23 protein-coding genes are annotated in these 22,147 nt (G+C 69.7%); 14 read left to right on the top strand and 9 right to left on the bottom strand.

The window, feature by feature from the left end; translation table 11 throughout:
• Positions 1–9 precede the first annotated feature (9 nt).
• From ACSQ4M_RS22300 to ACSQ4M_RS22290, 3 genes are all read left to right on the top strand, one after another.
• Complete coding sequence (locus ACSQ4M_RS22300; protein WP_436191605.1) at positions 10–774, top strand: glycosyltransferase family 2 protein; 765 nt, start codon at positions 10–12, stop codon at positions 772–774.
• A 164-nt stretch (positions 775–938) separates the two neighbouring features.
• Positions 939–1,556, top strand: a complete 618-nt coding sequence (locus ACSQ4M_RS22295; RefSeq protein WP_436191604.1) for a hypothetical protein — start codon at positions 939–941, stop codon at positions 1,554–1,556.
• 14 nt (positions 1,557–1,570) lie between these two features.
• Positions 1,571–2,032, top strand: coding sequence for a Fur family transcriptional regulator (locus ACSQ4M_RS22290; protein WP_436191603.1), 462 nt, complete (start codon positions 1,571–1,573; stop codon positions 2,030–2,032).
• Positions 2,033–2,099: 67 nt separating this feature from the next.
• Here the strand turns inward: ACSQ4M_RS22290 and ACSQ4M_RS22285 are convergent, their stop codons facing one another.
• Positions 2,100–2,537 carry a YbaN family protein gene (locus ACSQ4M_RS22285; RefSeq protein ID WP_436191602.1) on the bottom strand — a complete coding sequence of 146 codons (438 nt, stop codon included), beginning with the start codon at positions 2,535–2,537 and terminating at the stop codon, positions 2,100–2,102.
• Positions 2,538–2,655: 118 nt separating this feature from the next.
• Between ACSQ4M_RS22285 and ACSQ4M_RS22280 the strand changes: the two genes are divergently transcribed.
• Both ACSQ4M_RS22280 and ACSQ4M_RS22275 read left to right on the top strand, forming a co-directional pair.
• Positions 2,656–4,707: a diguanylate cyclase domain-containing protein gene (locus tag ACSQ4M_RS22280; RefSeq protein ID WP_436191601.1), complete on the top strand. Its 2,052-nt coding sequence runs from the start codon at positions 2,656–2,658 to the stop codon at positions 4,705–4,707.
• An 87-nt stretch (positions 4,708–4,794) separates the two neighbouring features.
• Positions 4,795–5,067, top strand: a complete 273-nt coding sequence (locus ACSQ4M_RS22275) for a YkvA family protein (protein WP_436191600.1) — start codon at positions 4,795–4,797, stop codon at positions 5,065–5,067.
• A 3-nt stretch (positions 5,068–5,070) separates the two neighbouring features.
• On the opposite strand, the gene ACSQ4M_RS22270 is transcribed toward ACSQ4M_RS22275, so the two are convergent.
• The gene (locus ACSQ4M_RS22270) at positions 5,071–5,658 is read right to left on the bottom strand and encodes an NADPH-dependent FMN reductase (RefSeq protein ID WP_436191599.1); all 588 of its coding nucleotides are present in this window, start codon (positions 5,656–5,658) and stop codon (positions 5,071–5,073) included.
• 159 nt (positions 5,659–5,817) lie between these two features.
• On the opposite strand from ACSQ4M_RS22270, the gene ACSQ4M_RS22265 reads away from it, so the two are divergent.
• Entirely contained in the window at positions 5,818–6,408 is a 591-nt protein-coding gene (locus ACSQ4M_RS22265) for a molybdopterin-dependent oxidoreductase (protein WP_436191598.1), read from the top strand.
• An 18-nt stretch (positions 6,409–6,426) separates the two neighbouring features.
• Here ACSQ4M_RS22265 and ACSQ4M_RS22260 read toward each other — a convergent pair whose 3' ends face one another.
• Positions 6,427–7,767 carry an MFS transporter gene (locus ACSQ4M_RS22260; protein ID WP_436191597.1) on the bottom strand — a complete coding sequence of 447 codons (1,341 nt, stop codon included), beginning with the start codon at positions 7,765–7,767 and terminating at the stop codon, positions 6,427–6,429.
• Positions 7,768–7,995: 228 nt separating this feature from the next.
• Between ACSQ4M_RS22260 and cyoA the strand changes: the two genes are divergently transcribed.
• The 7 genes from cyoA to ACSQ4M_RS22225 are packed head-to-tail and all read left to right on the top strand — an operon-like array spanning position 7,996 to position 14,631.
• Positions 7,996–8,964 (top strand): ubiquinol oxidase subunit II, encoded by a 969-nt coding sequence (gene cyoA, locus ACSQ4M_RS22255; protein WP_156473090.1) that lies wholly within the window; start codon positions 7,996–7,998, stop codon positions 8,962–8,964.
• 9 nt (positions 8,965–8,973) lie between these two features.
• A complete protein-coding gene (cyoB, locus tag ACSQ4M_RS22250; RefSeq protein WP_436194051.1) occupies positions 8,974–10,977 on the top strand; it encodes a cytochrome o ubiquinol oxidase subunit I in 2,004 nt (667 codons plus the stop codon).
• Positions 10,970–11,599: a cytochrome o ubiquinol oxidase subunit III gene (gene cyoC / locus ACSQ4M_RS22245; RefSeq protein ID WP_436191596.1), complete on the top strand. Its 630-nt coding sequence runs from the start codon at positions 10,970–10,972 to the stop codon at positions 11,597–11,599. The genes cyoB and cyoC overlap by 8 nt, the downstream gene beginning before the upstream one ends.
• A complete protein-coding gene (cyoD, locus tag ACSQ4M_RS22240) occupies positions 11,599–12,012 on the top strand; it encodes a cytochrome o ubiquinol oxidase subunit IV (protein WP_436191595.1) in 414 nt (137 codons plus the stop codon). The genes cyoC and cyoD overlap by 1 nt, the downstream gene beginning before the upstream one ends.
• The gene (locus ACSQ4M_RS22235) at positions 12,009–12,737 is read left to right on the top strand and encodes an SURF1 family protein (RefSeq protein WP_436191594.1); all 729 of its coding nucleotides are present in this window, start codon (positions 12,009–12,011) and stop codon (positions 12,735–12,737) included. The genes cyoD and ACSQ4M_RS22235 overlap by 4 nt, the downstream gene beginning before the upstream one ends.
• Positions 12,738–12,749: 12 nt before the next feature.
• Entirely contained in the window at positions 12,750–14,096 is a 1,347-nt protein-coding gene (locus ACSQ4M_RS22230; protein WP_436191593.1) for an ATP-binding protein, read from the top strand.
• Positions 14,086–14,631 (top strand): response regulator transcription factor, encoded by a 546-nt coding sequence (locus tag ACSQ4M_RS22225; protein WP_436191592.1) that lies wholly within the window; start codon positions 14,086–14,088, stop codon positions 14,629–14,631. Before ACSQ4M_RS22230 ends, ACSQ4M_RS22225 begins: the two co-directional genes overlap by 11 nt.
• A 37-nt stretch (positions 14,632–14,668) precedes the next feature.
• On the opposite strand, the gene ACSQ4M_RS22220 is transcribed toward ACSQ4M_RS22225, so the two are convergent.
• Genes ACSQ4M_RS22220 through ACSQ4M_RS22210 form a run of 3 tightly spaced genes read right to left on the bottom strand, consistent with a single transcriptional unit; the run spans position 14,669 to position 17,137 of the window.
• Positions 14,669–15,472 (bottom strand): aldolase, encoded by an 804-nt coding sequence (locus ACSQ4M_RS22220; RefSeq protein WP_436191591.1) that lies wholly within the window; start codon positions 15,470–15,472, stop codon positions 14,669–14,671.
• A gap of 20 nt (positions 15,473–15,492) precedes the next feature.
• Complete coding sequence (locus ACSQ4M_RS22215) at positions 15,493–16,140, bottom strand: glutathione S-transferase family protein (protein ID WP_436191590.1); 648 nt, start codon at positions 16,138–16,140, stop codon at positions 15,493–15,495.
• A 7-nt stretch (positions 16,141–16,147) separates the two neighbouring features.
• Complete coding sequence (locus tag ACSQ4M_RS22210) at positions 16,148–17,137, bottom strand: Bug family tripartite tricarboxylate transporter substrate binding protein (RefSeq protein ID WP_436191589.1); 990 nt, start codon at positions 17,135–17,137, stop codon at positions 16,148–16,150.
• A 95-nt stretch (positions 17,138–17,232) separates the two neighbouring features.
• Here ACSQ4M_RS22210 and ACSQ4M_RS22205 point away from each other — a divergent pair, with 95 nt between their 5' ends.
• Positions 17,233–17,760: a helix-turn-helix domain-containing protein gene (locus ACSQ4M_RS22205; RefSeq protein WP_436191588.1), complete on the top strand. Its 528-nt coding sequence runs from the start codon at positions 17,233–17,235 to the stop codon at positions 17,758–17,760.
• A 21-nt stretch (positions 17,761–17,781) separates the two neighbouring features.
• On the opposite strand, the gene ACSQ4M_RS22200 is transcribed toward ACSQ4M_RS22205, so the two are convergent.
• The 3 genes from ACSQ4M_RS22200 to ACSQ4M_RS22190 all read right to left on the bottom strand — a co-directional run bounded on the left by ACSQ4M_RS22200 (position 17,782) and on the right by ACSQ4M_RS22190 (position 22,111).
• Positions 17,782–18,777 carry a Bug family tripartite tricarboxylate transporter substrate binding protein gene (locus ACSQ4M_RS22200; RefSeq protein WP_436191587.1) on the bottom strand — a complete coding sequence of 332 codons (996 nt, stop codon included), beginning with the start codon at positions 18,775–18,777 and terminating at the stop codon, positions 17,782–17,784.
• A 110-nt stretch (positions 18,778–18,887) separates the two neighbouring features.
• Entirely contained in the window at positions 18,888–19,544 is a 657-nt protein-coding gene (gene pdeM / locus ACSQ4M_RS22195) for a ligase-associated DNA damage response endonuclease PdeM (RefSeq protein ID WP_436191586.1), read from the bottom strand.
• Positions 19,541–22,111, bottom strand: coding sequence for a ligase-associated DNA damage response DEXH box helicase (locus ACSQ4M_RS22190; protein ID WP_436191585.1), 2,571 nt, complete (start codon positions 22,109–22,111; stop codon positions 19,541–19,543). The genes pdeM and ACSQ4M_RS22190 overlap by 4 nt, the downstream gene beginning before the upstream one ends.
• Positions 22,112–22,147: the final 36 nt, after the last annotated feature.

Below are 22,147 nucleotides of genomic sequence, written 5' to 3'. Positions count from 1 at the left end.
AATCCAGGCATGTCTTCGCCTTCTCCCAGCCTCAGCGTCGTCATCGCCGCCAAGAACGAGGCCCACCACATCGCCGACTGCGTGCGCTCGGCCAGCTTCGCCGACGAGATCCTGGTGCTGGACTCCGGCAGCACCGACGCCACAGCCGCCCTGGCGGCCGAACAGGGGGCACGGGTCGTTCCCACCGACTGGCCCGGCTACGGTCCGCAGCAGCAGCGCGGCATCGCCATGGCCCGCTGCGACTGGGTGCTGTCGCTGGACGCGGACGAGCGCATCAGCGCCGAGCTGCAGGCCGAGATCCGCGCGGCCATCGCCTCCGGCGCCGCCGACGGCTACCGGCTGCCGCGCCTGTCCAGCTTCTGCGGCCAGTTCATCCACCACAGCGGCTGGCGGCCGGACTACACGCTGCGTCTCGTGCGGCGCGAGAAGGCCGGCTTCACCGCCCACCTGCTGCACGCCCACATGACCGTGGACGGCACGCGGCAGGACCTGCGCCACAGCCTGATCCACTACAGCTACCAGGACCTGGACGACGTGCTGGAAAAGCTCAACCGCTATTCCGCGGTCGGCGCGCGCGACATGCAGGCGCGCGGCAAGAAGGCTTCGCTGGGCAGCGCCATCGTGCACGGCCTGTGGGCCTTCGTGCGGACCTACCTCGTGCGCCAAGGTTTCCGCGACGGGCGCGAGGGCTTCCTGATCGCCATCTACAACGCCGAGACGACCTTCTACAAGTACCTCAAGCTCATGGCACTGAACGCGCCCAAGCAACCGTAGGTGCCGCGCTGTCGGCACACCAAGTTGTAAAAGTTCTGTAAGGAGGTGCTGGTTTTGCAGGCCTCGTGCGTCATACGCAGTAAGAGCACCTACGAGGCGTGTGCCATCCGCGCGCCCTCCCGGTCTCCTGCCTGCCACGCATCTCCAGACAAGGACACCAACCGATGAATTTCCCCACCGCCGGGCGGCTTGCCGCCTGCGCCGCCGCCCTCCTGATCGCCAGCGCGGCACAGGCCGACTACCTCTGGCTGCAATCCGAAGGCGGACGCGCCAAGGTCTACGTCGGCGAACTCGGCAAGCCGCTGGCGCAGCTTCCCGCGCTGGGCGACGCCAGGCCCGTCTTGCCCGAAGGCAAGACGCTGCCGCTGGAAACGGCCGCCAACCACTACGCCTTCCAGCCGCAGGCGGGCGACCTGCGCTTCACGGCCGTGCGCACCGGCGACGGCGTGCTCACCTACCTCCAGGCCCGCTTCGGCCGCGCCGAGACCAAGCCCCTCAACGACCTCGAGCTCGTGCCCACCGAGCCCGGCGGCAACCGCTTCCAGCTGTTCTTCAAGGGCCGGCCCGTGGCGGCCAGCCAGGTCCATGTGGAGACCAGCGAGGGCTGGCGCCGCGTGCTCGCGCCGGCGCAGGACGGCACCGTGGGCTTCACGCCGTGGATGCCGGGCCTGTACGTGCTGGAGGTCACGGCGCGCGTCAACAACGGCAGCGTCACGCTGGATGGCAAGACGTACCAGGACGTGCGCCACACCGCCACGCTGAGCTTCGAGGTGTCGCGCTGAACGCGCCGGCCGCCATGGGCACCACCGTGCTGCAGCGGCTGCGTGCCGCCGGGCTGCAACCCACCGTCGCGCGCATCGGTTTGCTCCAGGTGCTGGAGTCCGCCGCACCCGGCTGCCTGAGCGCCGACGACCTGTTCCAGCACATGCTGCAGCGGGGCACGCGCGTCAGCGTGGGCACGGTCTACCGCGTGGTGCAGCAGTTGCTCGTGGCCGGCCTGCTGGTGCACGAATGGGATGGGCAGCGCCGCGCGCTCTACGGCATCAAGCCCGAGGGCGTCGACGCCCAGGTGGTGCGGCTGGTTTGCCGCGGTACCGGCCGCACCGTCATGCTGGCCGACCCTGAACTGCGTGCACGGCTGCTGGCTGCGGCTGCGGCGCAGGGCCAGGATCTGCGAGGCCAGGCGCTCAGCGTGGTGGTCGACGGCCTCGTGCCGATGCCAGCCAGAACCACCCAACGGCCGCGGCTGGTCGCCTGATCCCAGGCGCGCCCGATGCGCGCCGCCGCCCACCGCATCGGGGCGGCAACGGGCGCCGCCAGCGCGTTCAGCCGGGCACGGGCTCCGGCCGCAACCACAGCCAGCACAGCACGGCGGCCATGCAGCCGCAGGCCAGCGCGCTCACCCACCAGCGGCTGCCGGCCCACAGCAAGAAGGCCGCGCAGGCCGACATGGCCAGCGTGGCGTTCCACTTGGCACGCCGGCTCACACGGCCGCCGGCCTGCCAGTCGCGGATCAGCTGGCCGAACACCCTGTGGTCCAACAGCCAGCGGTGCAGCCGGGGCGAGCTGCGCGCCGCCGCCCAAGCCGCGATCAGCACGAACACCGTGGTCGGCAGGCCCGGCACGAACAGGCCGACCACGCCCGTGGCCAGCGACACACAGGCCAGCAGCAGCAACAGCCAGCGCCACGGTGCAGGCAGCGGCGGCACGGCCGGCGCAACCGCTGCGGGGCTGTCACTGGGGCGCGGATCGTCGGTCGGCATGGCTGGGCTGCATTCTGGCCCAGCGCTCTTGGGCCGGAAACGGCACACACGGCCCACGCAGCATCAGTTCGTCCAGAATGTCGAATGTCTTATCCTCAAAATTGATGAAATCCAAGACATGATCTCCACGGCTTCGCCTGCACCGCCAGCCCGCCGCCGCGGCCTCGCGTATTGGATTGCCATCGCCCTGGCCTGGGCCGTGCTGGTGGCCGTGGTGGTGCTGCTGTTCCTCGTGGAACGCTTTGCGGAACGCCATGCCACGCGCACGGCCACTGCTGCACTGGCGCAGATCGGCTGGCAGATGCGCGACCAGCTGGACCGCGGCATGGCCTACCGCTACGAGGAGTTGCGCATCCTCTCCGGCTTGCAGGACATGCAGCCGGGCCAACCGCCCGAACAGCGGCGTGCCGCGCTGGAGCGCGTGCAGCAGAGCTTTCCGCTGTACGCCTGGATCGGCTATGTGCACCGTGACGGCCGCGTGGAGGCCGCCACCGGCGGGCTGCTCGAAGGCCAGGACGTGTCCAGGCGGCCCTGGTTCCAGGGCGGCGTGCAGGGCGCCTTCGTCGGGGACGTGCACGCCGCCCTGCTGCTGGAAAAGCTGCTGCCGCAGCAGCAGGAGCCGTGGCGTTTCGTCGACGTCGCCATGCCGGTCCGGGACGCGGGCGGCGGCCTGCACGCCGTGCTGGGCGCGCACCTGAGCTGGGAATGGGCGCGCGACCTGCAGCGCAACCTGCTGGCGCAGGCCGAATCGGTGTACCAGGCACAGCTTTTCGTGGTCGATGCCAAGCGCACGGTGCTGCTGGGCCCGGCCGGCACCGAAGGCAAGCCGCTGGATTTGCCCGCCGTCGGCGAACTGCGTGCCGCCGCGGGCGCCGCCATGCGTGACTGGGGCGACGGCCGGCACTACGCGACGGCCATCGTGCCCACCGCGGGCCAGGGCAACTACCCCGGCCTGGGCTGGGTGGTGGTGGTGCGCCAGGCCGAACAGGTGGCCTTCGCCGACTACCACCAGCTGCAGCGCGAGATGGCCATCGGTGGCATCGCGGTGTGCCTGCTGGCGGCACTGTGCGCACCGCTGGCGGCCCGGCGACTGACACGGCCCCTGCACCGGCTGACGCAGGCGGTCGGCGCGCGCCGCGCTGGCCAGGCCAGGCCGACGCCGCTGCAGACGGCCTACCGCGAGGTCGAGCTGTTGTCGCGCGCGCTGGCCGACGCAGACGCGCGCGAGGCGCATGACCGCGCCGAACTCGAGCAGGTCAACGCCGGGCTGGAAGCGCGCATCGCCGAACGCACGGCCCAAATCCGCGCCAGCCAGGCCCAGTTGCACACCATCACCGACAACATCCCCGCGCTGGTGGCCGACGTCGACCGCACGCTGCGCTACCGCTTTGCCAACCGCGCCTACCTGGACTGGTTCGGCAAGGACCCGGACGCGTTGATCGGCGAGACCATGGAATCCCTCTACGGCGAGGCCGCCGTGCGCCTGTGGCAGCCCGAACTGGCCCGCGTGCTGCAGGGTGAGCGCGTGCAGTTCGAGCGCAGCATGGTGGTGCGCGGCCAGCGCCAGCACAGCATGGCCATCTACCTGCCCTACCGCGACGCGCAAGGCCAGGTCGACGGCTTCCATGCGCTGGTCTTCGACACCACGGCCAGCAAGGAGCTGGAACTGCGGCTGGAGAACGAGGCCACCCGCGACGCGCTGACCGGCCTGCCCAACCGCCGCCTGCTGCAACGCAACCTGCCTGCTGCGCTGGCGCGCTCGGAGCGCCAGGGCCACAGCCTGGCCTTGCTGTTCCTGGACCTGAACGGTTTCAAGGCCGTCAACGACACGCACGGCCACGAGGCCGGCGACGAATTGCTGCGCCAGGTCGGCCAGCGCCTGGTGGCTGCCGTGCGCGTCACCGACACGGTGGCGCGGCTGGCTGGGGACGAATATGTGGTGGTACTTGAGCCGGTCGGCGATCCGCTGGCCGACCCTGCCGCCGTGGCCGCCAAGATCGGCGCCACCATCGCCGCGCCCTTCGTGCTCGAGGCGGCCACGGTACAGGTCTCCGTCAGCATCGGCAGCGCGGTCTACCAGCCGCGCTGCGGCATATCGGCCGATGAATTGCTCTCGGGTGCCGACAGCGCGATGTACGCCGCCAAGCGCTCCGGCCGCATGCCGATTTGAAACAAGGTGTCTGTGGGCCTTGCGCGGACGGCGCCGGTCCCCATGTCCTGGGCAACGGCCTGCCGGCCCGCTGAAGGAACTCCGCCGATGTTCAAACGTGTGTCGCTGCTGTGGACCCTGGTCCGGGGTGACCTGATGAAGTTCTGGTGGGCGTTGCGCGACCCGCGTGCGCCGCGCTGGTTCAAGCTGGCTGCGGCCGGCCTGCTGGTCTACCTGCTGAGCCCGGTCGACCTGCTGCCCGATACCATCCCGTTCCTCGGGGTTGTCGACGACCTGGTGCTGCTGCCGCTGGCCCTGCGCTGGCTACTCGCGCGCCTGCCAGCTGGATTGCAGGCCGACCTGGCGGCCCGCGCCGGCTGAAGCTCAGCGCTCGGCCGGTACCAGCCGGGCCAGCGCGTCGAGTACACGCGCCACCGACTGCGATGCGCGGGCATCGGCCAGGCCACCCTCGGCATCGAATGCCTCGTTCGCCCGGCCGAGCGCGAACTGCTGCGGCACCACCAGCATGGCAAAGGCCATCTGCAGGTACTGCCGCACGAAGTTCATGGCACGCAGGCCGCCCAGCGGCCCGGGCGAGGCCGACAGCAGGCCGACGGGCTTGTCGGCCGTACTGGCCAGGCCCGCAGGACGGCCATCGGCCGCCTGGATGCGCGACAGCCAGTCGAAGGCGTTGACGAACAGCGGCGTCGGAAAGCCGTTGTACTCGGGTGTCACGACCAGGACCGCCGTGCTCTCGGCAATGGCCTGCTGCAAGGCCAGCGCACCGGGCGGCACGCCTTCGGCGGCCTCCAGGTCGCCGTCGTAGACCGGCAGCGCCAGCGTACGCAGATCCAGCAGCTGGGCCTGCCAGCCGCCCGCCTGTGCCACACGCGCCGCATGGCGCGCCAGCTGGACATTCAAGGACCCGGTGCGTGCGCTGGCGGGGATGACGAGGAGACGGCGTGCAGACATGGATGAACTTCGGGAACAAGAACATGGAACGCCGCCCGACGGGTCGGCCGGCCGGCATTGTGGCCCAAGTCGGGCGTTCGCCCTCGGCTTCACCGCGCCATGCGAAAGACGGTCGGACGCCCGACCATAATCCGCCCGCCAACAACCACGGGAGAAGACATGCACAAGCGAGATTTCCTGGCCGGCGCCGCGCTGGCCGCCGTCGGTACGGCCCGGGCCCAGGGTGCCGCCAAGCCGGCCGCTGGCGGCCAGCCCACGCTGCTCACGGTGGGCGGCGCGATCGGCAAGGGCAACCGCGGGCCGCTGGACAAGGCGCTGGACCAGATGATGGCCAAGCACAAGGTGCAGTTCAGCACCGCCTTCGCCTTCGACGGCGCGGCGCTGCAGCGCCTGGCGCGCGTGCACATCACGCCCACGCTGGAGTACGACAACAAGAAGCACAAGCTGAGCGGCCCGCTGCTGACCACCGTGCTGGCCGAGGCAGGCGCCGACCTCAAGGCCCCGCTGCGCCTGGGCCTGCGCGCGGTCGATGGCTACAACGCTGTCATCTCGCTGGCCGACGCGCAGGCCTACCGCATGATGGTGGCCACGCACCTGGACGACCAGCCCATGGCCCTCGGCGGCCTGGGCCCGCAATGGGCGGTGTACGACGCCGACAACCTGCCGGCCTTCAAGGACAAGCCCGTGCACGAGCGCTTTGCGCTGTGCCCCTGGGGCGTCTACTACATCGACGTCGCGCTGCAGGGCTGAGCGCCCTGCCCTGACGCATCAGTCGCGCTCGCGGTCTTCCAGCGCGCGGTTCAGGGCCAGCGCACCCAGCGTGCAGGCCGCGCCCGACAGCAGGTAGACGCTCACATAGCCCAGCCCGAAGTGCGCCGACAGGCCCAACGCCACCAGCGGCGCGAAGGCTGCGCCGAACAGCCAGGCGATGTCGGAAGTCAGCGCCGCACCCGTGTAGCGGTAGCGCGGCGCGAAGTTGGCCGTCACCGTGCCGGACGACTGGCCATAGGACAGCCCGAGCAGGATGAAGCCCAGCAGGATGAACACGTCCTGGCCCAGCGTGCCGCCATCGAGCAGCGTGGGCGCGAAGCCGCTGAACACCGCGATCATGGTGGCCAGCGTGCCCAGCGTGCGGCGGCGACCATAGCGGTCGGCCAGCCGGCCCGACAAGGCAATGCTGCCCGCGCACAGGAAGCCGCCCAGCACCTGGATCAGCAGGAAGCCGACGATGGACTGCTCGGTGTACAGCTGAATCCACGACAACGGGAAAACCGTGACCAGGTGGAACAGCGCGTAGCTGGCCAGCGCCGCGAAGGCGCCGATGAACACGTTCGCGCCCTGCGTGCGCACCAGTTCGGTGGCGGAGACGGGCTCGAGTTCGCGCTGGTTCAGCTGCTCCTCCACGTCCTCGGCCACCACCAGCCGCAGCCGCGCGAACAGCGCCACCACGTTGATCGCGAAGGCGACGAAGAAGGGGTAGCGCCAGCCATAGTCGAGGAAGTCGGCATGCGACAGCGCGCCATACAGGTAGGCGAACAGTGCGCTGGCCAGGATGAAGCCGATCGGTGCGCCCAACTGGCCCAGCATGGCATACCAGCCGCGCCTGCCCTTGGGCGCGTTCATCGCCAGCAGCGACGGCAAGCCGTCCCAGGAGCCACCCAGGGCCAGCCCCTGGCCGATGCGCAGCGCGGCCAGCAGCCAGACCGCCGTGAAACCCAGGCTCACGGTGCCGGGCAGGAAGGCGATGCCCGCAGTCGAGGAGCCGAGCAGGAACAGTGCAATGGTCAGTTTGGTGGCCCGGCCCCAGCGGCGCTGGATGGCCATCGAGACCACGGTGCCGATCGGCCGCGCGATGAAGGCCAGCGCGAACAGCGCGAACGACCACAGGATGCCGTCGAGCCGCTGCATGTGCGGGAAGAACACCGCAGGAAACACCAGCACTGAGGCGATGCCGTAGACAAAGAAGTCGAAGTACTCGGAAGTCCGGCCGATCACCACTCCGACGGCGATGTCGCCCGGGTCGACATGGTTCTCGGTTTCAGGAAAGCGCCCGTGCTGGCGCTCGTCGAAGGAAATGGGAAGGGTTGCTGCTTGGCTGATGCTGGACATCGAGCGGTCTCCACTGGGTTTGCCACTTGCCTATCGAGAGGCCACTATATACCGTGGCATGTGGGCGCCGCGCTTGATGTAGGACAAAACGTCCAATCGCCCAAGCCATGAAGCCCGGATACATTTCCGGGTTATCTGCAACCCGGAGTAACCCGCAGAGGGTTGCCCGAACCCCCGTTCAACAGCATGCGCCTACTGAACCTCCTCCGAGCACCACTTCTACTCGCCATGGCCGGCCTGCTGGCCGGCTGCAGCAAGATGGTCGTGCTCTTTCCAGCCGGCGACGTCGCGGCCCAGCAAGGTCGGCTGGTGGTCATCGCCACGCTGCTGATGCTGCTGATCGTGGTGCCGGTGATCTTCCTGATCCTGCTGTTCGCCTGGCGCTACCGCCAGGACGGCAAGCACGCCCAGACCGACTACGACCCCGAGTGGCACCACTCCACCAAGCTCGAGCTGGTGATCTGGTCGGCCCCGCTGGTCATCATCATCGCGCTGGGCGCGCTGACCTGGATCAGCACCCACCAGCTTGACCCGTACCGCCCGCTGGACCGCATTGCCGCCGGCAAGCCCATCCCCGAGAACACCAAGCCGCTGGAAGTGCAGGTGGTCTCGCTAGACTGGAAGTGGCTGTTCTTCTACCCCGAGCAAGGCATCGCCACGGTCAACGAGCTGGCCGCGCCGGTGGACCGCCCCATCCTGTTCAAGCTGACCTCCAGCCACACGATGAACGCGTTCTACGTGCCCGACCTGGCCGGCATGATCTACACCATGCCCGGCATGCAGACCGAGCTCAATGCGGTGATCAACAAGCCCGGCGTGTACAAGGGCATGTCCTCGCACTACAGCGGCGCGGGCTTCTCGGGCATGACCTTCAAGTTCCACGGCCTGTCCAACGAGGACTTCGACAAGTGGGTCGCCAAGGCCAAGGCCGAAGGCCAGCCGCTCACGCGCAACGCCTACCGCGACCTCGTCAAGCCCAGCGAGCGCAACCCCGTGGCGCTGTTCTCCACGGTCGAGGACGGTCTGTACCAGCGCGTGCTGAACCTGTGCGTCGAGGACGGCCAGACCTGCATGCACGAGACGATGGCCAAGGATGCCCAGCGCGCCCAGGCCCAGACCGCCGCCCGCAAGCTCGCCGCCGCATCGGAGGATGCCCTGTGCACCGCCGCCACGCGCACCGATCTCCAGGAATTCTGATCCATGGCCATGACCGAACACACGACCGCGCCTGCACACTGGTTGCTGGGCCGCATCACCTGGGACTCGATTCCGATGTCCCACGAACCCATCCTGCTGTGGACCTTCATCGCCGTCTGCCTGGGCGGCCTGTTCGTGCTCGTGCTGCTCACCAAGTTCCGCCTGTGGGGCCCGATGTGGCGCGACTGGCTGTGCAGCATCGACCACAAGAAGATCGGCATCATGTACATGGTGCTGGGCATCGTGATGCTGCTGCGCGGCTTCGCCGACGCCGTGATGATGCGCCTGCAGCAGTCCATGGCCTTCGGCGAGAACCTGGGTTACCTGCCGCCGCACCACTACGACCAGGTGTTCACGGCCCACGGCGTGATCATGATCTTCTTCGTGGCCATGCCCTTGGTCACGGGCCTCATGAACTACCTCGTGCCGCTGCAGATCGGCGCGCGCGACGTGGCCTTCCCGTTCCTGAACAACTTCAGCTTCTGGATGACCACGGCCGGCGCCATCCTCGTGATGGTCTCGCTGTTCCTCGGTGAGTTCTCCACCTCGGGCTGGCTGGCGCTGTCCAACCTGGGCCACCAGAACCCCGGGGTCGGGCTGGACTACTACATCTGGTCATTGCAGATCGCGGGGGTGGGCACCACGCTGTCAGGCATCAACCTGCTGGTGACCATCGTGAAGATGCGCGCGCCCGGCATGGACATGATGAAGATGCCGATCTTCACCTGGACCGCGCTGTGCACCAACGCGCTGATCGTGGCCTCGTTCCCGGTGCTGACGGCCGCCCTGGTGCTGATGAGCCTGGACCGCTACCTGGGCACCAACTTCTTCACGAACGACCTGGGCGGCAACCCCATGCTGTACGTGAACCTGATCTGGATCTGGGGCCACCCCGAGGTCTACATCCTGGTGCTGCCGGCCTTCGGCGTGTTCTCCGAAGTCGTGGCCACCTTCAGCCGCAAGCGCCTGTTCGGCTACACCTCCATGGTCTACGCCACCGTGTGTATCACCGTGCTGTCGTACCTGGTGTGGCTGCACCACTTCTTCACGATGGGCTCGGGCGCCAGCGTGAACGCCTTCTTCGGCATCACCACCATGATCATCTCGATCCCGACCGGGGCGAAGATCTTCAACTGGCTGTTCACCATGTACCGCGGCCGCATCCGCTTCACGGTGCCGATGCTGTGGACGGTGGGCTTCATGGTCACCTTCGCCATCGGTGGCATGACGGGCGTGCTGCTGGCCGTGCCGCCCGCGGACTTCGTGCTGCACAACAGCCTGTTCCTGATCGCCCACTTCCACAACGTGATCATCGGCGGCGTGGTGTTCGCCATGTTCGCGGGCATCAACTACTGGTTCCCCAAGGCCTTCGGCTACAAGCTCGACGAGTTCTGGGGCAAGGTCTCGTTCTGGTGCTGGCTGGTCGGCTTCTGGGTGGCGTTCACGCCGCTGTACGTGCTGGGTCTGATGGGCGTCACGCGCCGCGCCAACCACTTCGAAGATCCTTCCCTGCAGATCTGGTTCGTGATCGCCGCCTGCGGCGCCGGCATCGTCGCCCTGGGCATCGGCGCCTTCCTGGTCCAGCTGGGCGTGAGCTTCCTCAAGCGCGACCAGCTGCGCGACCACACGGGCGACCCGTGGGACGGCCGCACGCTGGAGTGGGCCACCTCCTCGCCCCCGCCGCAGTACAACTTCGCCTTCACCCCGGTGGTGCACGACGTGGACGCCTGGTGGGACATGAAGAAGCACGGCTACAAGCGCCCGCTGTCCGGCTTCCAGGCCATCCACATGCCGCTGAACACGGGTTCCGGCGTGGTGCTCTCGGTGCTCTCGCTGATCTGGGGCTTCGCGCTGATCTGGCACATGTGGCCGCTGGCCATCGCCTCGTTCGCGGCCATCGTGATCGGCGCCATCGTCCACACCTTCAACTACAAGCGCGACTACCACATTCCGGCCGCTGAAGTGGTCACCACGGAAAACGCGCGCACCCAACTGCTGGCACAACATGGCTGATCTGGCTCACCACGGCGCGCACGGCGCCACCGCAGCGCGCGAGTACCACCTCGCGCACGAACCGCACCCGGAGAACGGCACCGCGCTGGGCTTCTGGCTCTACCTGATGAGCGACTGCCTCATCTTCGCCGCGCTGTTCGCCACCTGGGGCGTGCTGGGCCGCAGCTTCGCCGGCGGCCCCGGCGGTGCCGAACTGTTCGACCTCAAGCTGGTGGCCCTCAACACGGCCTTCCTGCTGCTGTCGTCCATCACCTTCGGCTTCGCCATGCTGCGCAAGCAGGTCAACGACAAGAGCGGCACGCTGATCTGGCTGGCCGTCACGGGCCTGTTCGGCCTGGCCTTCCTGGCCGTGGAGCTCTACGAGTTCCACCACCTGATCCACGAAGGCGCCGGCCCGCAGAGCAGCGCCGCCATGTCGGCCTTCTTCGCGCTGGTCGGCACGCACGGCCTGCACGTGACCTTCGGCTCGATCTGGCTGGTCGTGCTCATGGTGCAGATCGCCAAGCACGGCCTGATCCACGAGAACAAGCGCCGGCTGATGTGCCTGTCCATGTTCTGGCACTTTCTGGACGTCGTCTGGATCGGCGTCTTCACCTTCGTCTACCTGATGGGAGTGCTGTGATGGCCTCTGATACCCACGCACACCACGGCCAGCACGATGACCACCACGGCGACGTCGGTCCGCACAGCTCGATGCGCGAGTACGTGATCGGCTTCGTGCTGTCCGTCATCCTGACGGCCATCCCGTTCTGGCTGGTCATGGCCAACGTGATCCAGGACCGCACCACGGCCATCCTGGTGCTGGGCGGCTTCGCCATCGTGCAGGTGCTCGTGCACATGGTGTACTTCCTGCACATGAACGGCAAGGTCGAGGGCGGCTGGACCATGCTGTCCACCATGTTCACGGTGGTCTTCGTGGCGATCGCGATCGCCGGCACGCTGTGGGTCATGTTCCACATGAACGCCAACATGATGCCTTCGCACGGCGAGCACCAGCAGCAACCTGCTGCGGCGCACCAGCACCACACGCAATGACGCGTGCGCGCGGCCTGCCCTGGGTGCTGCTGGCCGCCGCCCTGCTGAGTGCGGTGTTCATCGCGCTGGGCACCTGGCAGGTCCAGCGCCTGGGCTGGAAGAAGGGCCTGATCGCGCGCACCGAGGCGCGCGTCAGCGCCACGCCGGTGGCCCCGCCGGACGCGCGGGCCTGGCCCGCCATCCAGGCCGCACCCCTGGATTTCGAGTACCGCCGGCTGCGTCTACAAGGCGAATTCCTGCACGCCAACGAGGCCCTGGTGCAGGCCAGCACCACGCTGGGCGCCGGCTTCTGGGTGCTCACGCCGCTGCGCCTGCAGGACGGCAGCATCGTGCTCGTCAACCGCGGCTTCGTGCCACCCGACCGGCGCGACCCCGCCAAACGCGAGGCCGCGCCGCCGGCCGGCCCGGTCAGCGTGACCGGCTTGCTGCGCATCAGCGAACCGCATGGCGGCTTCCTGCGCGAGAACGACCCGGCCGCCAACCGCTGGCATTCGCGTGACGTGGCGGCCATCGCCGCCGCGCGCGGCCTGCCCGCCGACCGCGTCGCGCCCTACTTCGTCGATGCGCAGGCGACGCCTGCCGGCCAATGGCCCGTGGGCGGGCTCACGGTGCTGCGCTTCACCGACAACCACCTGGTCTATGCGCTGACCTGGTTCGCGCTGGCGGCCATGGTGGCGGCCGGCGGGTGGTATGCGTGGCGCTCGACGCGCCGCTCGCCGGACTGACAATCCGGCCCCATGCCTCTTTCCACCACCGGCGCCGCACGTCCTTCAGCGCCCTCTCCCGCGCGTCCGGCCGGCCCCGACAAGGCGGCCGGCCTCAAGAACCTGCAGCAGCTGATCCAGCTGCGCTGGATCGCCGTGTTCGGCCAGGTGCTGACCATCGAGGTCGTGCACTACGGGCTGCGCATCGCGATCCCGGTCGAGCCCATGCTGACCGTGCTGGGCTGCCTGGTCGCCTTCAATGTGCTGTCGCAACTGCGCGCGCGCACGGGCCGGCGTGTGACCAATGTGGAGCTGCTGGTCGCGCTGCTGGTGGACGTGGCCGCGCTCACGGCCCAGCTCTACCTGTCCGGTGGCGCGACCAACCCCTTCGTGTTCCTGTACCTGCTGCAGGTGATCCTGGGCGCCGTGCTGCTGCCGGCCTGGGCCACCTGGACCATGGTGGGCGTGACCTCGGCCTGCTTCGCCGCGCTGGCGCTGTGGGCCCAGCCGCTGGCACTGACACCCGACCACCACCGCGGCCTGGCCAGCCCCTACATGATGGGAACCCTGGTCAGCTTCGCGCTCACGGCTGCGCTGCTGGTGACCTTCATCACGCGCATCGTCGGCAACCTGCGCGAACGCGACGGGCGCCTGGCCGCTCTGCGCCAGCGCGCGGCCGAGGAGGAGCACATCGTGCGCATGGGCCTGCTCGCATCCGGCGCCGCGCACGAGCTGGGCACGCCGCTGTCCACGCTCGCGGTCATCCTGGGCGACTGGCAGCACCTGCCGCACTTCAGTTCCGAGCCCGAACTGGCTGACGACGTCGCCGAAATGCAGGCCCAGGTGGCGCGCTGCAAGGCCATCGTGAGCGGCATCCTGCTGTCGGCCGGCGAGGCACGCGGCGAATCCTCGCGCGCCACCACGCTCCATGCCTTCCTGGACGACGTGGTCACGCGCTGGCGCCAGCGCCGGCCCTGCCCCGGCCTGCGCTTCGACAACGCGTTCGGCGACGAACTGGCCATGGTGGCGGACTCGGCCATCCAGCAGATGATCGGCAACGTGCTGGACAACGCGGCCGAGGTCTCGCCCCACCACGTGGACCTGCGGGCCGCGCGCAGCGGCGACACCCTGGTGCTGACCGTGCGCGACCGCGGCCCGGGCTTCGCGCCGCAGATGTTGCAGCAGCTCGGCAAGCCCTACCAGTCCAGCAAGGGTCAGCCCGGCCGCGGCCTGGGCCTGTTCCTGGTCGTCAACGTGGCGCGCACGCTGGGTGGGCACGTGGCCGCGCGCAACCTGGAAGGCGGCGGCGCCGAGCTGCGGATCACCCTGCCGCTGTCGGCCATTGCCCTGCTGGAGGAAGATAGCGCCGATGACCGATGAGCCCCTGGAACGCCGCCTGCTGATCGTCGAGGACGACGCCGCCTTCGCCCGCACGCTGGCCCGCTCGTTCGAGCGGCGCGGCTATGCCGTGCGCGTGGCGACGGGCCTGGAGCAGCTGCTGGTGCAGCTGGAGGACTTCGCGCCCACCCATGCCGTGGTGGACCTCAAGCTCGCCGGCGAGGCCTCGGGCCTGGCCTGCGTGCAGGCGCTCAGCGCGCGCGACGAGGCCATGCTGATCGTGGTGCTGACCGGCTTTGCCAGCATCGCCACCGCCGTGGAGGCGATCAAGCTCGGCGCCTGCCACTACCTGGCCAAGCCCTCGAACACCGACGACATCGAGGCCGCCTTCGGCCGCGCCGAGGGCACGACCGAGGTCGAGCTGACCAACCGCCAGAGCTCGATCAAGACGCTGGAATGGGAGCGCATCCACCAGATGCTGGCCGAAACCGGCTTCAACATCTCCGAGACCGCACGCCGCCTGGGCATGCACCGGCGCACGCTGGCGCGCAAGCTCGAGAAGCAGCAGGTGAAATAGCGCGCGCGTCCTGCAGCCCGTCCGCGCAGGCCTGCTGTCAGCGCGGGCGCAGGCAGTCGGTGTGGTGCGGGTTCTTCAGCGCGCGGCGCGCGTAGTAGTCGAAAGCCACCGCATTGCGCTTGGGCCGCAGGATCCAGTCGTGCGCCTCCTGGCCCAGGCGCGGGTCGATCGTCTGCACCTCGCCGGCGGACATGGCCAGCAGCTGCATGCGCGCCGCACGCTCGAACGCGATGGCCAGCACACAGGCCTCCTCCACGCTGGTGGCGGCCACCAGCAGGCCGTGGTGCGACAGCAGCAGCGCCCGCTTGTCGCCCAGGGCGGCCGAGATGAATTCGCCCTCCTCGTTGCCCACCGGAATGCCCGGCCATTGGCCGACGAAGGCCACGTCGTTGTAGAGCACGCAGTTGTCCATGTGCGAGACGACCAGCGGCTGCTCCAGCATGCCCAAAGCCGCCGTGTGCACGGCGTGCGTGTGCACGATGCAGTTCACGTCGGGCCGCGCCCGGTACACCCAGGAGTGGAAGCGGTTGGCCGGGTTGGCCATGCCATCGCCCTCGAGCACGTTCAGGTCCTCGTCCACGCGCAGCAGGTTGTCCTCGGCGATCTCGTCGAAGCCCAGGCCCAGGCGCTGGGTGTAGAACTCACCCGGCGTCCCCGTGCGCGCGGTGATCTGCCCGGCCAGGCCGGAATCGTGGCCGTTGTCGAACAGGATGCGGCAGGTCAGCGCCAGCTTCTGGCGCAGCGTGTAACCGCTGTCCGCCAGATGCGCGTCCATCTGCCGGTGGGACAGCGCAACGAGCGCGTCCTTGTCGAGCGTGAAGGTGTCGGTCGTGGATGCCATGGGGTCTCCTCCTTGCGGAATCAGGTTTCGAGGGTGGAAAGGTTGCGCCCGGGCTCGCCCGGGAACAGCGCGGCATAGCCCGGCAGGTCATCGATGCGCTGCAGCCAGGCCACGGTGCCGGGATAGGCCGCCAGGTCGATGCCGCCCATGGGTGCCATGCGCGTGTAGGGGTACAGCGCGACATCGGCAATGCTGGGATGTGGCATGGTCGCGACCCAGCCGGCTGGTCCCTGGCGCTGCAGCTGCGCCTCCAGCAGCGCGAGCGCCTCGCGTGCCGCGTGGGCGTAGGCCTGCATCGGTGGCGCCTGCGGGTCGCAGTCGCGGTGCAGGGCCAGGTGCAGGCGCAACTTGGCCAGCGGCTTCATGTGCCGCTCCTGTTCGAATGCCAGCCAGGTCAGCACCCGGGCCTGGTCGGCCAGCGCCTCCGGCCACCAGGCGGTGGACCGGGCGAGGTAGTACAGGATGGCCATGGACTCGGCCAGGTGGCTGCCATCGTCGAGTTCGAGCACAGGCACCTGTGCCAGCGGTGCGATGGCCAGGAAGTCCGGACTGGCCAGGTCGCCGCGGTCGATCGACAGGGTCTGGCGCGCCAGGGGAATGCCCAGCAGGCCCGCCATCAGGCGCACCTTCCAGGCATTGCCCGAGCGCTGCGTGTCGTAGAGCTTCATGGCGGCGTCAGTCCAGCTTGGTGCCGGCGGCCTGGATCACCCGGCTCCACTTGACGGTCTCGCGCTGGGCATGCGCCAGGTAGGCTGGCACGCCGGTCGGCATCGGCTCGATGCCCATCTCTGCGAGGCGCGCCACCAGGGCCGGGCGCTTCATGGCGCGGGCCAGCGCCGCGTTCAGGACCTCGACCTGCGCGGCAGGCGTGCCCGGCGGGGCAACCAGCGCGTTCCACGAGCCGATCTGGAACTCGGGCAGCTTCTGCTCGGTGCTGGTCGGCAACTGCGGCGCTGCCGGGCTGCGCTGCGCGTCGGCGATGGCCAGCAGCTTGAGCTTTCCTGCCTTGGCATGGGGCAGGATCACCGGCAAGGCATCGATCACGATCTGCACCTGCCCGCTGAGCGCCGCGTTCACGGCCTCCGCGCCGCTCTTGAACGGCACGTGGACGATCTGCGTGCCACTCGCCAGCTTGAACAGCTCGATGCCCAGGTGCGGCGAGCTGCCATTGCCGGCCGAGCCGAAGTTCAGTGCGCCAGGATGCGCCTTGGCATACGCAACGAGACCCGGCAGGTCGTTCACGCCGGGCACGCCGTTGACCGCCAGCACGTAGGGCGAGTTGCTGACCAGCGACACGGGCACCAGGGCCGCGGGATCGTAGGCCAGCTTGGTGTAGAGCATCTTGTTGACGACCTGGGTGCCCACCGTGCCCAGCAGCAGCGTGTAGCCGTCGGGCGCGGCCTGGGCCAGCGCCTGCGCGGCAATGGCGCCGCCGGCACCGGCGCGGTTGTCGATGACCACCGGCTGCCCGAGCTCCTCGCCCAGGTGCTGCCCGACCAGCCGGCCCGCCACGTCGGTGATGCCACCGGCACCGAAGGGAATGATCAGCCGGACCGGCTTGGACGGATAGGACTGGGCCGACGCCGCGGTCGCCACCGCCAGCGTCGCGGCCAGGCCGCAGGAGACCACGAGAACCAGTGCCCGAAGGCGTGTGCGCAGCGACATACCATACTCCTTGGTTAGCAGACCCATGCCGGATCCGCTTTGATGCAGATCTGGAAACCAGGAACATTTTAGGAAACAAGTTTCCTATACGCAACATGTCAATCAAACTGAAGATCCTGCGCGTGCAAGCCGGCATGACGCTGGAGGATCTGGCGCAGGCAAGCGACCTGACGAAGAGCTACGTCTCGCGGCTGGAGCGCGGGCTGTCCACGCCGTCCATCGGTGCCGCACTGAAGCTGGCCAAGGCCCTGCGCGTTCCGGTGGAGGAAGTGTTCGCCGAGCCGTCCGACAGCGATCCGGTGGTGATCCGGCGCGCCGAGGCGGCGCCGGAGCCGGCACCGCACGCGCCGCGCATGGTCTCCAGTGCGCTGCCCGACCACAAGATGGTGGCCTTCGTACTGGATCCGACCGACGAGCCCGTGCGCAACCACCCCATGAGCCACCACCGTGGCGAGGAGATCCTCTACGTGCTCAAGGGCCAGGTGGTGCTGCAGCTGGCGCAGCGCAGCGAGACGCTGCGTGCCGGCGATTCGGCGCACTTCAATTCCAGCATCCCGCACAAGATCACCTCGGTCGGCAAGCAGCAGGCCTCGGTGCTGCTGGTGATCGCGCAGGAGGATTGATGCCCCCTGCGCCGGAGCGGTTCAATCGAGTTTGATGCCCAGCTCCACCGCCATCTTGATCCAGATTGGCACCTCGGTGTCCCAGTCCTTGCGCGTGCCGGCGAGGTCCTTGGGCTTGTTGGGGATGCCGAAGCTCTCGCGCAGCTTGCTGCCGCGCTCCGTCTCCACGCAGGCCAGCGCCACCTTGTTCAGTGCCAGCAATACGGCCTCGGGCGTGCCGGCGGGCGCCATCAGGGCCAGGCCGCCTTCCAGCTTGACCAGCGGCGTGGCGATGCCCTGCTCGGCCAGCGTGGGCACGTCGGGCAGCTTGGGCGAGCGGTAGTTGCCGGTCACGCCGATGGGCCGCACGCCACGGCCCTGCACGGTGTTGAAGGCCTGGTAGCTGCCGATGCCGATCTGGGCCGAATTGCCCGCCACGTCCACCCACATCGGCGACTCGCCCTTGTACATGATGGTCTGGATCTTGGTGCCCGCATGGCGGTTGAGCTGGTCGGCCACCATGTGCGGGTATGCGCCCGGCGCATAGCTGGCCATGTTGACCTGGCGCTCGCGCGCATAGGCGATGAACTCACGCATGTTCTTCGCCGGCACCTCGGGCGCCACGGCCACGGCCAGCGGGCCCGAGGGGAACAGCGCGATCGGCGTGAGGTCGGTGTCCAGGTTGTAGGGCAGCTTGCTGTAGAGCACCCGGTTCTGCCAGACCGTGCCCGAGGTGGAGACCAGCAGCGTGTAGCCGTCGGCCGCCGCCTTGGCCACCTGGCTGATGCCGATGATGGCGCCGCCGCCGGGCCGGTTGTCCACTATGGAGGGCTGGCCCAGCGTCTGGGTGAAGTGGTCGGCGAACAGGCGCGCGTAGGCGTCCGTGAGGCCGCCGGGCGGAAACGGCACGACCACGCGCAGTGGCTTGTCGGGCCAGCGCGCGGGCTGCGCGTGCAGGCCGGGAACCAGGCCGCCGGCGGCGAGCGTGGCCATGCCCTGCAGGGTGCGGCGGCGCGAGAAGTCGGGGGTCGGGTGCATGTTTGTCTTCCTCCTGGTTGGGGTGGTGCGGCGGCGCGCGGGACACGGCCGCCGCGCCGCATCATCGGGGGCGCGGCGGCAGGGCGTAACCCGCGGATTCCCGCAGACGCTCAGGGCAGCGGCCAGACCTGCCCGTCGGCGAGCGCATAGCGCCGCCGGCCCGGTGCCGCATCCACGCGCCAGCCCCCCGTGAACTCGCCGAAGGCCGGCAGCCAGGCCTGCCCGGCCTCGGCCACGAAGCACGGCAGGCGCAGGCGGTCGCGGCCCGGCCCGGCCAGCAGGCAGGCCGGGTGCACATGGCCGGCCAACACGAAGTGGGTGGCGTGCTGCTGCGGATGGTGGCAGCAGGCGAACGGGCCGACCAGGTGCGGCTCGTCGACCACGGCGATCCCCAGGCCCGGCGGCGGGTCGCCAGCGTGGCTGTCGTGGTTGCCGCGCACCAGCGTGATGGCCAGCGCCGCATGCCGGGCACGCCAGAGCGCCAGTGCATCGAGCAGGGCCGGCGTGCGCGCCTGCTCGGCATGCAGGAAGTCGCCCAGCACCACGAGCGCCTGCGCGCCATGCCGCGCGATCAACGCGTCCAGCCGGGCCAGGTTGCGCTGCGTGGTGCCGGCCGGCACCGGCTGGCCGGCGGCACGGAAGGTCGCAGCCTTGCCCAGGTGCAGGTCGGCGATCAGCAGCGTGCGGCGTGCCGGCCACCACAGCGCGCGCTCGGCCAGCAGCAGCACAGGCTCGCCGGCCCAGGTGACGGCGAGGCCCGGCGTCACAGGCCCGCCTTGCTGCGCCGCCGCGCGGGTGGGCGCGTGGACTGGTCGGTCTGCCGGCCGAACTCCAGGCCGGCCTGCACCTGGGCCGCGTCCTCCTCCTCCAGCGCACCACCGGCCGCGCGCTCCAGCTGCGCCAGCATGCGCGCGATGCGGTCGGCCACGCGCTCGTTGGACAGCTGCTCGCGAAAGCGCTCCACCATCAGCGGAAACGCGAACGGCGTCGGCCGCGCCAGCGCACACAGCACCAGCCGCTGCCCGGCCATGCGCTGCAGCGCACCCTGCAGCCGCCCGACCTCCAGCTCCTGCGCCAGCAGCTCCTGCTCGGCCTGCGCCAGTAGCTGGTTGGCCGGGTCGTACTTGCGGAACACCTCCCAGAACAGCGACGACGAGGCCTGCAGCTGGCGGCTGCTGCGCCGCTCACCGGGGTGGCTCTGGAAGATCAGGCCCGACACCCGCGCGATCTCGCGAAAGCGCCGCTGCGCGAGCTCGCCCGCATTCAGGCTGGCCAGCACCTCGGCCAGCAGCGCCGGGCCGTCGGTGCTCTGGTGCAGCAGGGCAGGCAGCAGCGTGGCCCAGTCGAGCTCGGTGGCGCTGAGCAATTCGAAGCCGTAGTCGTTCACGGCGATCGAGAAGGTGCGCGGCATCTGCTGCGCGGCGCGCCAGCCCAGCAGGCTGGCCAGCCCCAGGTGCACCTGCCGGCCCGCGAACGGGTAGAGGAACAGATGCCAGCCCTCGCGCGACTGGAGCGTCTCGGCCAGCAGGGTGGTGGGCGTGGGGATGGCAGACCAGCGGCGCTGCACTTCCAGCAGCGGCTGCGCGCTGTGCAGCTCGGGACTGTCGCAATGGCCCTCGCCCGCAGCCGCCAGCTCGGCAACCACCGCATCGGCCAGCGTGGACGAGAGCGGCATGCGCCCCCCATTCCAGCGCGGCACGGCCGCCTTCTTGCCGCTCGCCCTGCGCACCCACGCCGTCATCTCGTGGATGCGCACCAGTTCCAGCAGCCGCCCGCCGAACATGAAGGCATCGCCGGGCTTGAGCCGCGCTGCGAAGCTTTCCTCCACGCTGCCGATGCGTGCACCGCCGACATACTGCACCGACATGCTGGCGTCCGAAACGATGGTGCCGATGTTGGACCGGTGCCGGCGCGCCAGCCGCGCATCGGGAACGCGCCAGACGCCCTCCTCGTCCGGAACCACGCGCCGGTAGTCGGGATACGCGGCCAGTGCCGCGCCACCCTGTCGCACGAAGTCCAGGCACCACTGCCAGCGGTCGGGCTGCAGCTGCGCATAGGCGTGCGTGCTGCGCACCTCGGCGTACAGCGCATCGGGCACGAAGCCGCCGCCCAGCGCCACCGTCACCAGGTGCTGCACCAGCACGTCGAGCGGCTGCGATGGTGGCTCGCGCGCCTCCACCTGACCGGCCGCCACGGCCACGCGCGCCGCCGCGCCCTCCACCAGTTCCAGGCTGTGCGTGGGCACCAGCGTGATGCGCGAGGGCCGGCCCGGTGCGTGGCCCGAGCGCCCGGCACGCTGCAGCAGCCGCGCCACGCCTTTGGGCGAGCCGATCTGCAGCACACGCTCCACCGGCAGGAAGTCCACGCCCAGGTCCAGGCTGGAGGTGCAGACCACCGCGCGCAGCTGCCCGGCCTTGAGCCCGGCCTCCACCCACTCGCGCACGCCGCGGTCCAGCGAGCCGTGGTGCAGCGCGATGCTGCCGGCCCAGTCGGGCCGGGCTTCCAGCAAGGCCTGGTACCAGATCTCGGCCTGCGAACGCGTGTTGGTGAACACCAGCGCCGTGCTGCTGCTCTCCAGCGCGGCCACGACCTGCGGCAGCATGGCCAGGCCCAGGTGGCCGGCCCAGGGAAAGCGCTCGGCACGCGGCGGCAGCAGCGTGTCGATGGTCAGCTGCTTGGGCACGGCGCCGCGCACCAGGCGGCCGGGCGCACCGGGGCCGAGCAGCACGGCCATGGCCTGCTCCAGGTTGCCCAGCGTGGCCGACATGCCCCAGGTGCACAGCGCCGGGCGCCACTGCCGCAGCCGGGCCAGGGCCAGCTGCACCTGCACGCCACGCTTGTTGCCCAGCAGCTCGTGCCACTCGTCGACCACCACGAGCTGCAGCTGCGTGAACAGCGTGGCTGCACCGGCCTTGGCCAGCAGCAGGGACAGGCTCTCTGGCGTGGTGACGAGGACCGAGGGCAGCCGCCGGTCCTGCGCACTGCGTTCGGCTGACGCGGTGTCGCCGCTGCGTGCACCGGCCGTCCAGTGCGGCGCGGTCTCGGCCAGCGGTTCGCGCAGCGCGCGCAGCGTGTCGGCCGCCAGCGCGCGCATGGGCGTGATCCAGAGCACGGTGAGCGGCGCGGCGCCGCGTGCAGGCGCCTTGCCGGCGAAGGCAGCCAGCGCGCCGAGCCAGACGGCATAGGTCTTGCCCGCGCCCGTCGTCGCATGCAGCAGGCCGCTGTCGCCGGCGGCCAGGGCCTGCCAGACCTCACGCTGGAATGCGAACGGCCTCCAGCCGCGTGCGGAGAACCAGGTCTGCAGCGCCTTCTTCATGGACGCGCAGCATGCCATGCGGCCTGCACGCGCCGCGCAGGACAAGCCCGCGAT

Source organism: Pseudorhodoferax sp. LjRoot39, assembly GCF_964253035.1.
GTDB lineage: Bacteria > Pseudomonadota > Gammaproteobacteria > Burkholderiales > Burkholderiaceae_C > Pseudorhodoferax.
The sequence above is the reverse complement of the archived record's forward strand: the minus strand, read 5'-3'. Positions and strand labels throughout refer to the sequence as shown.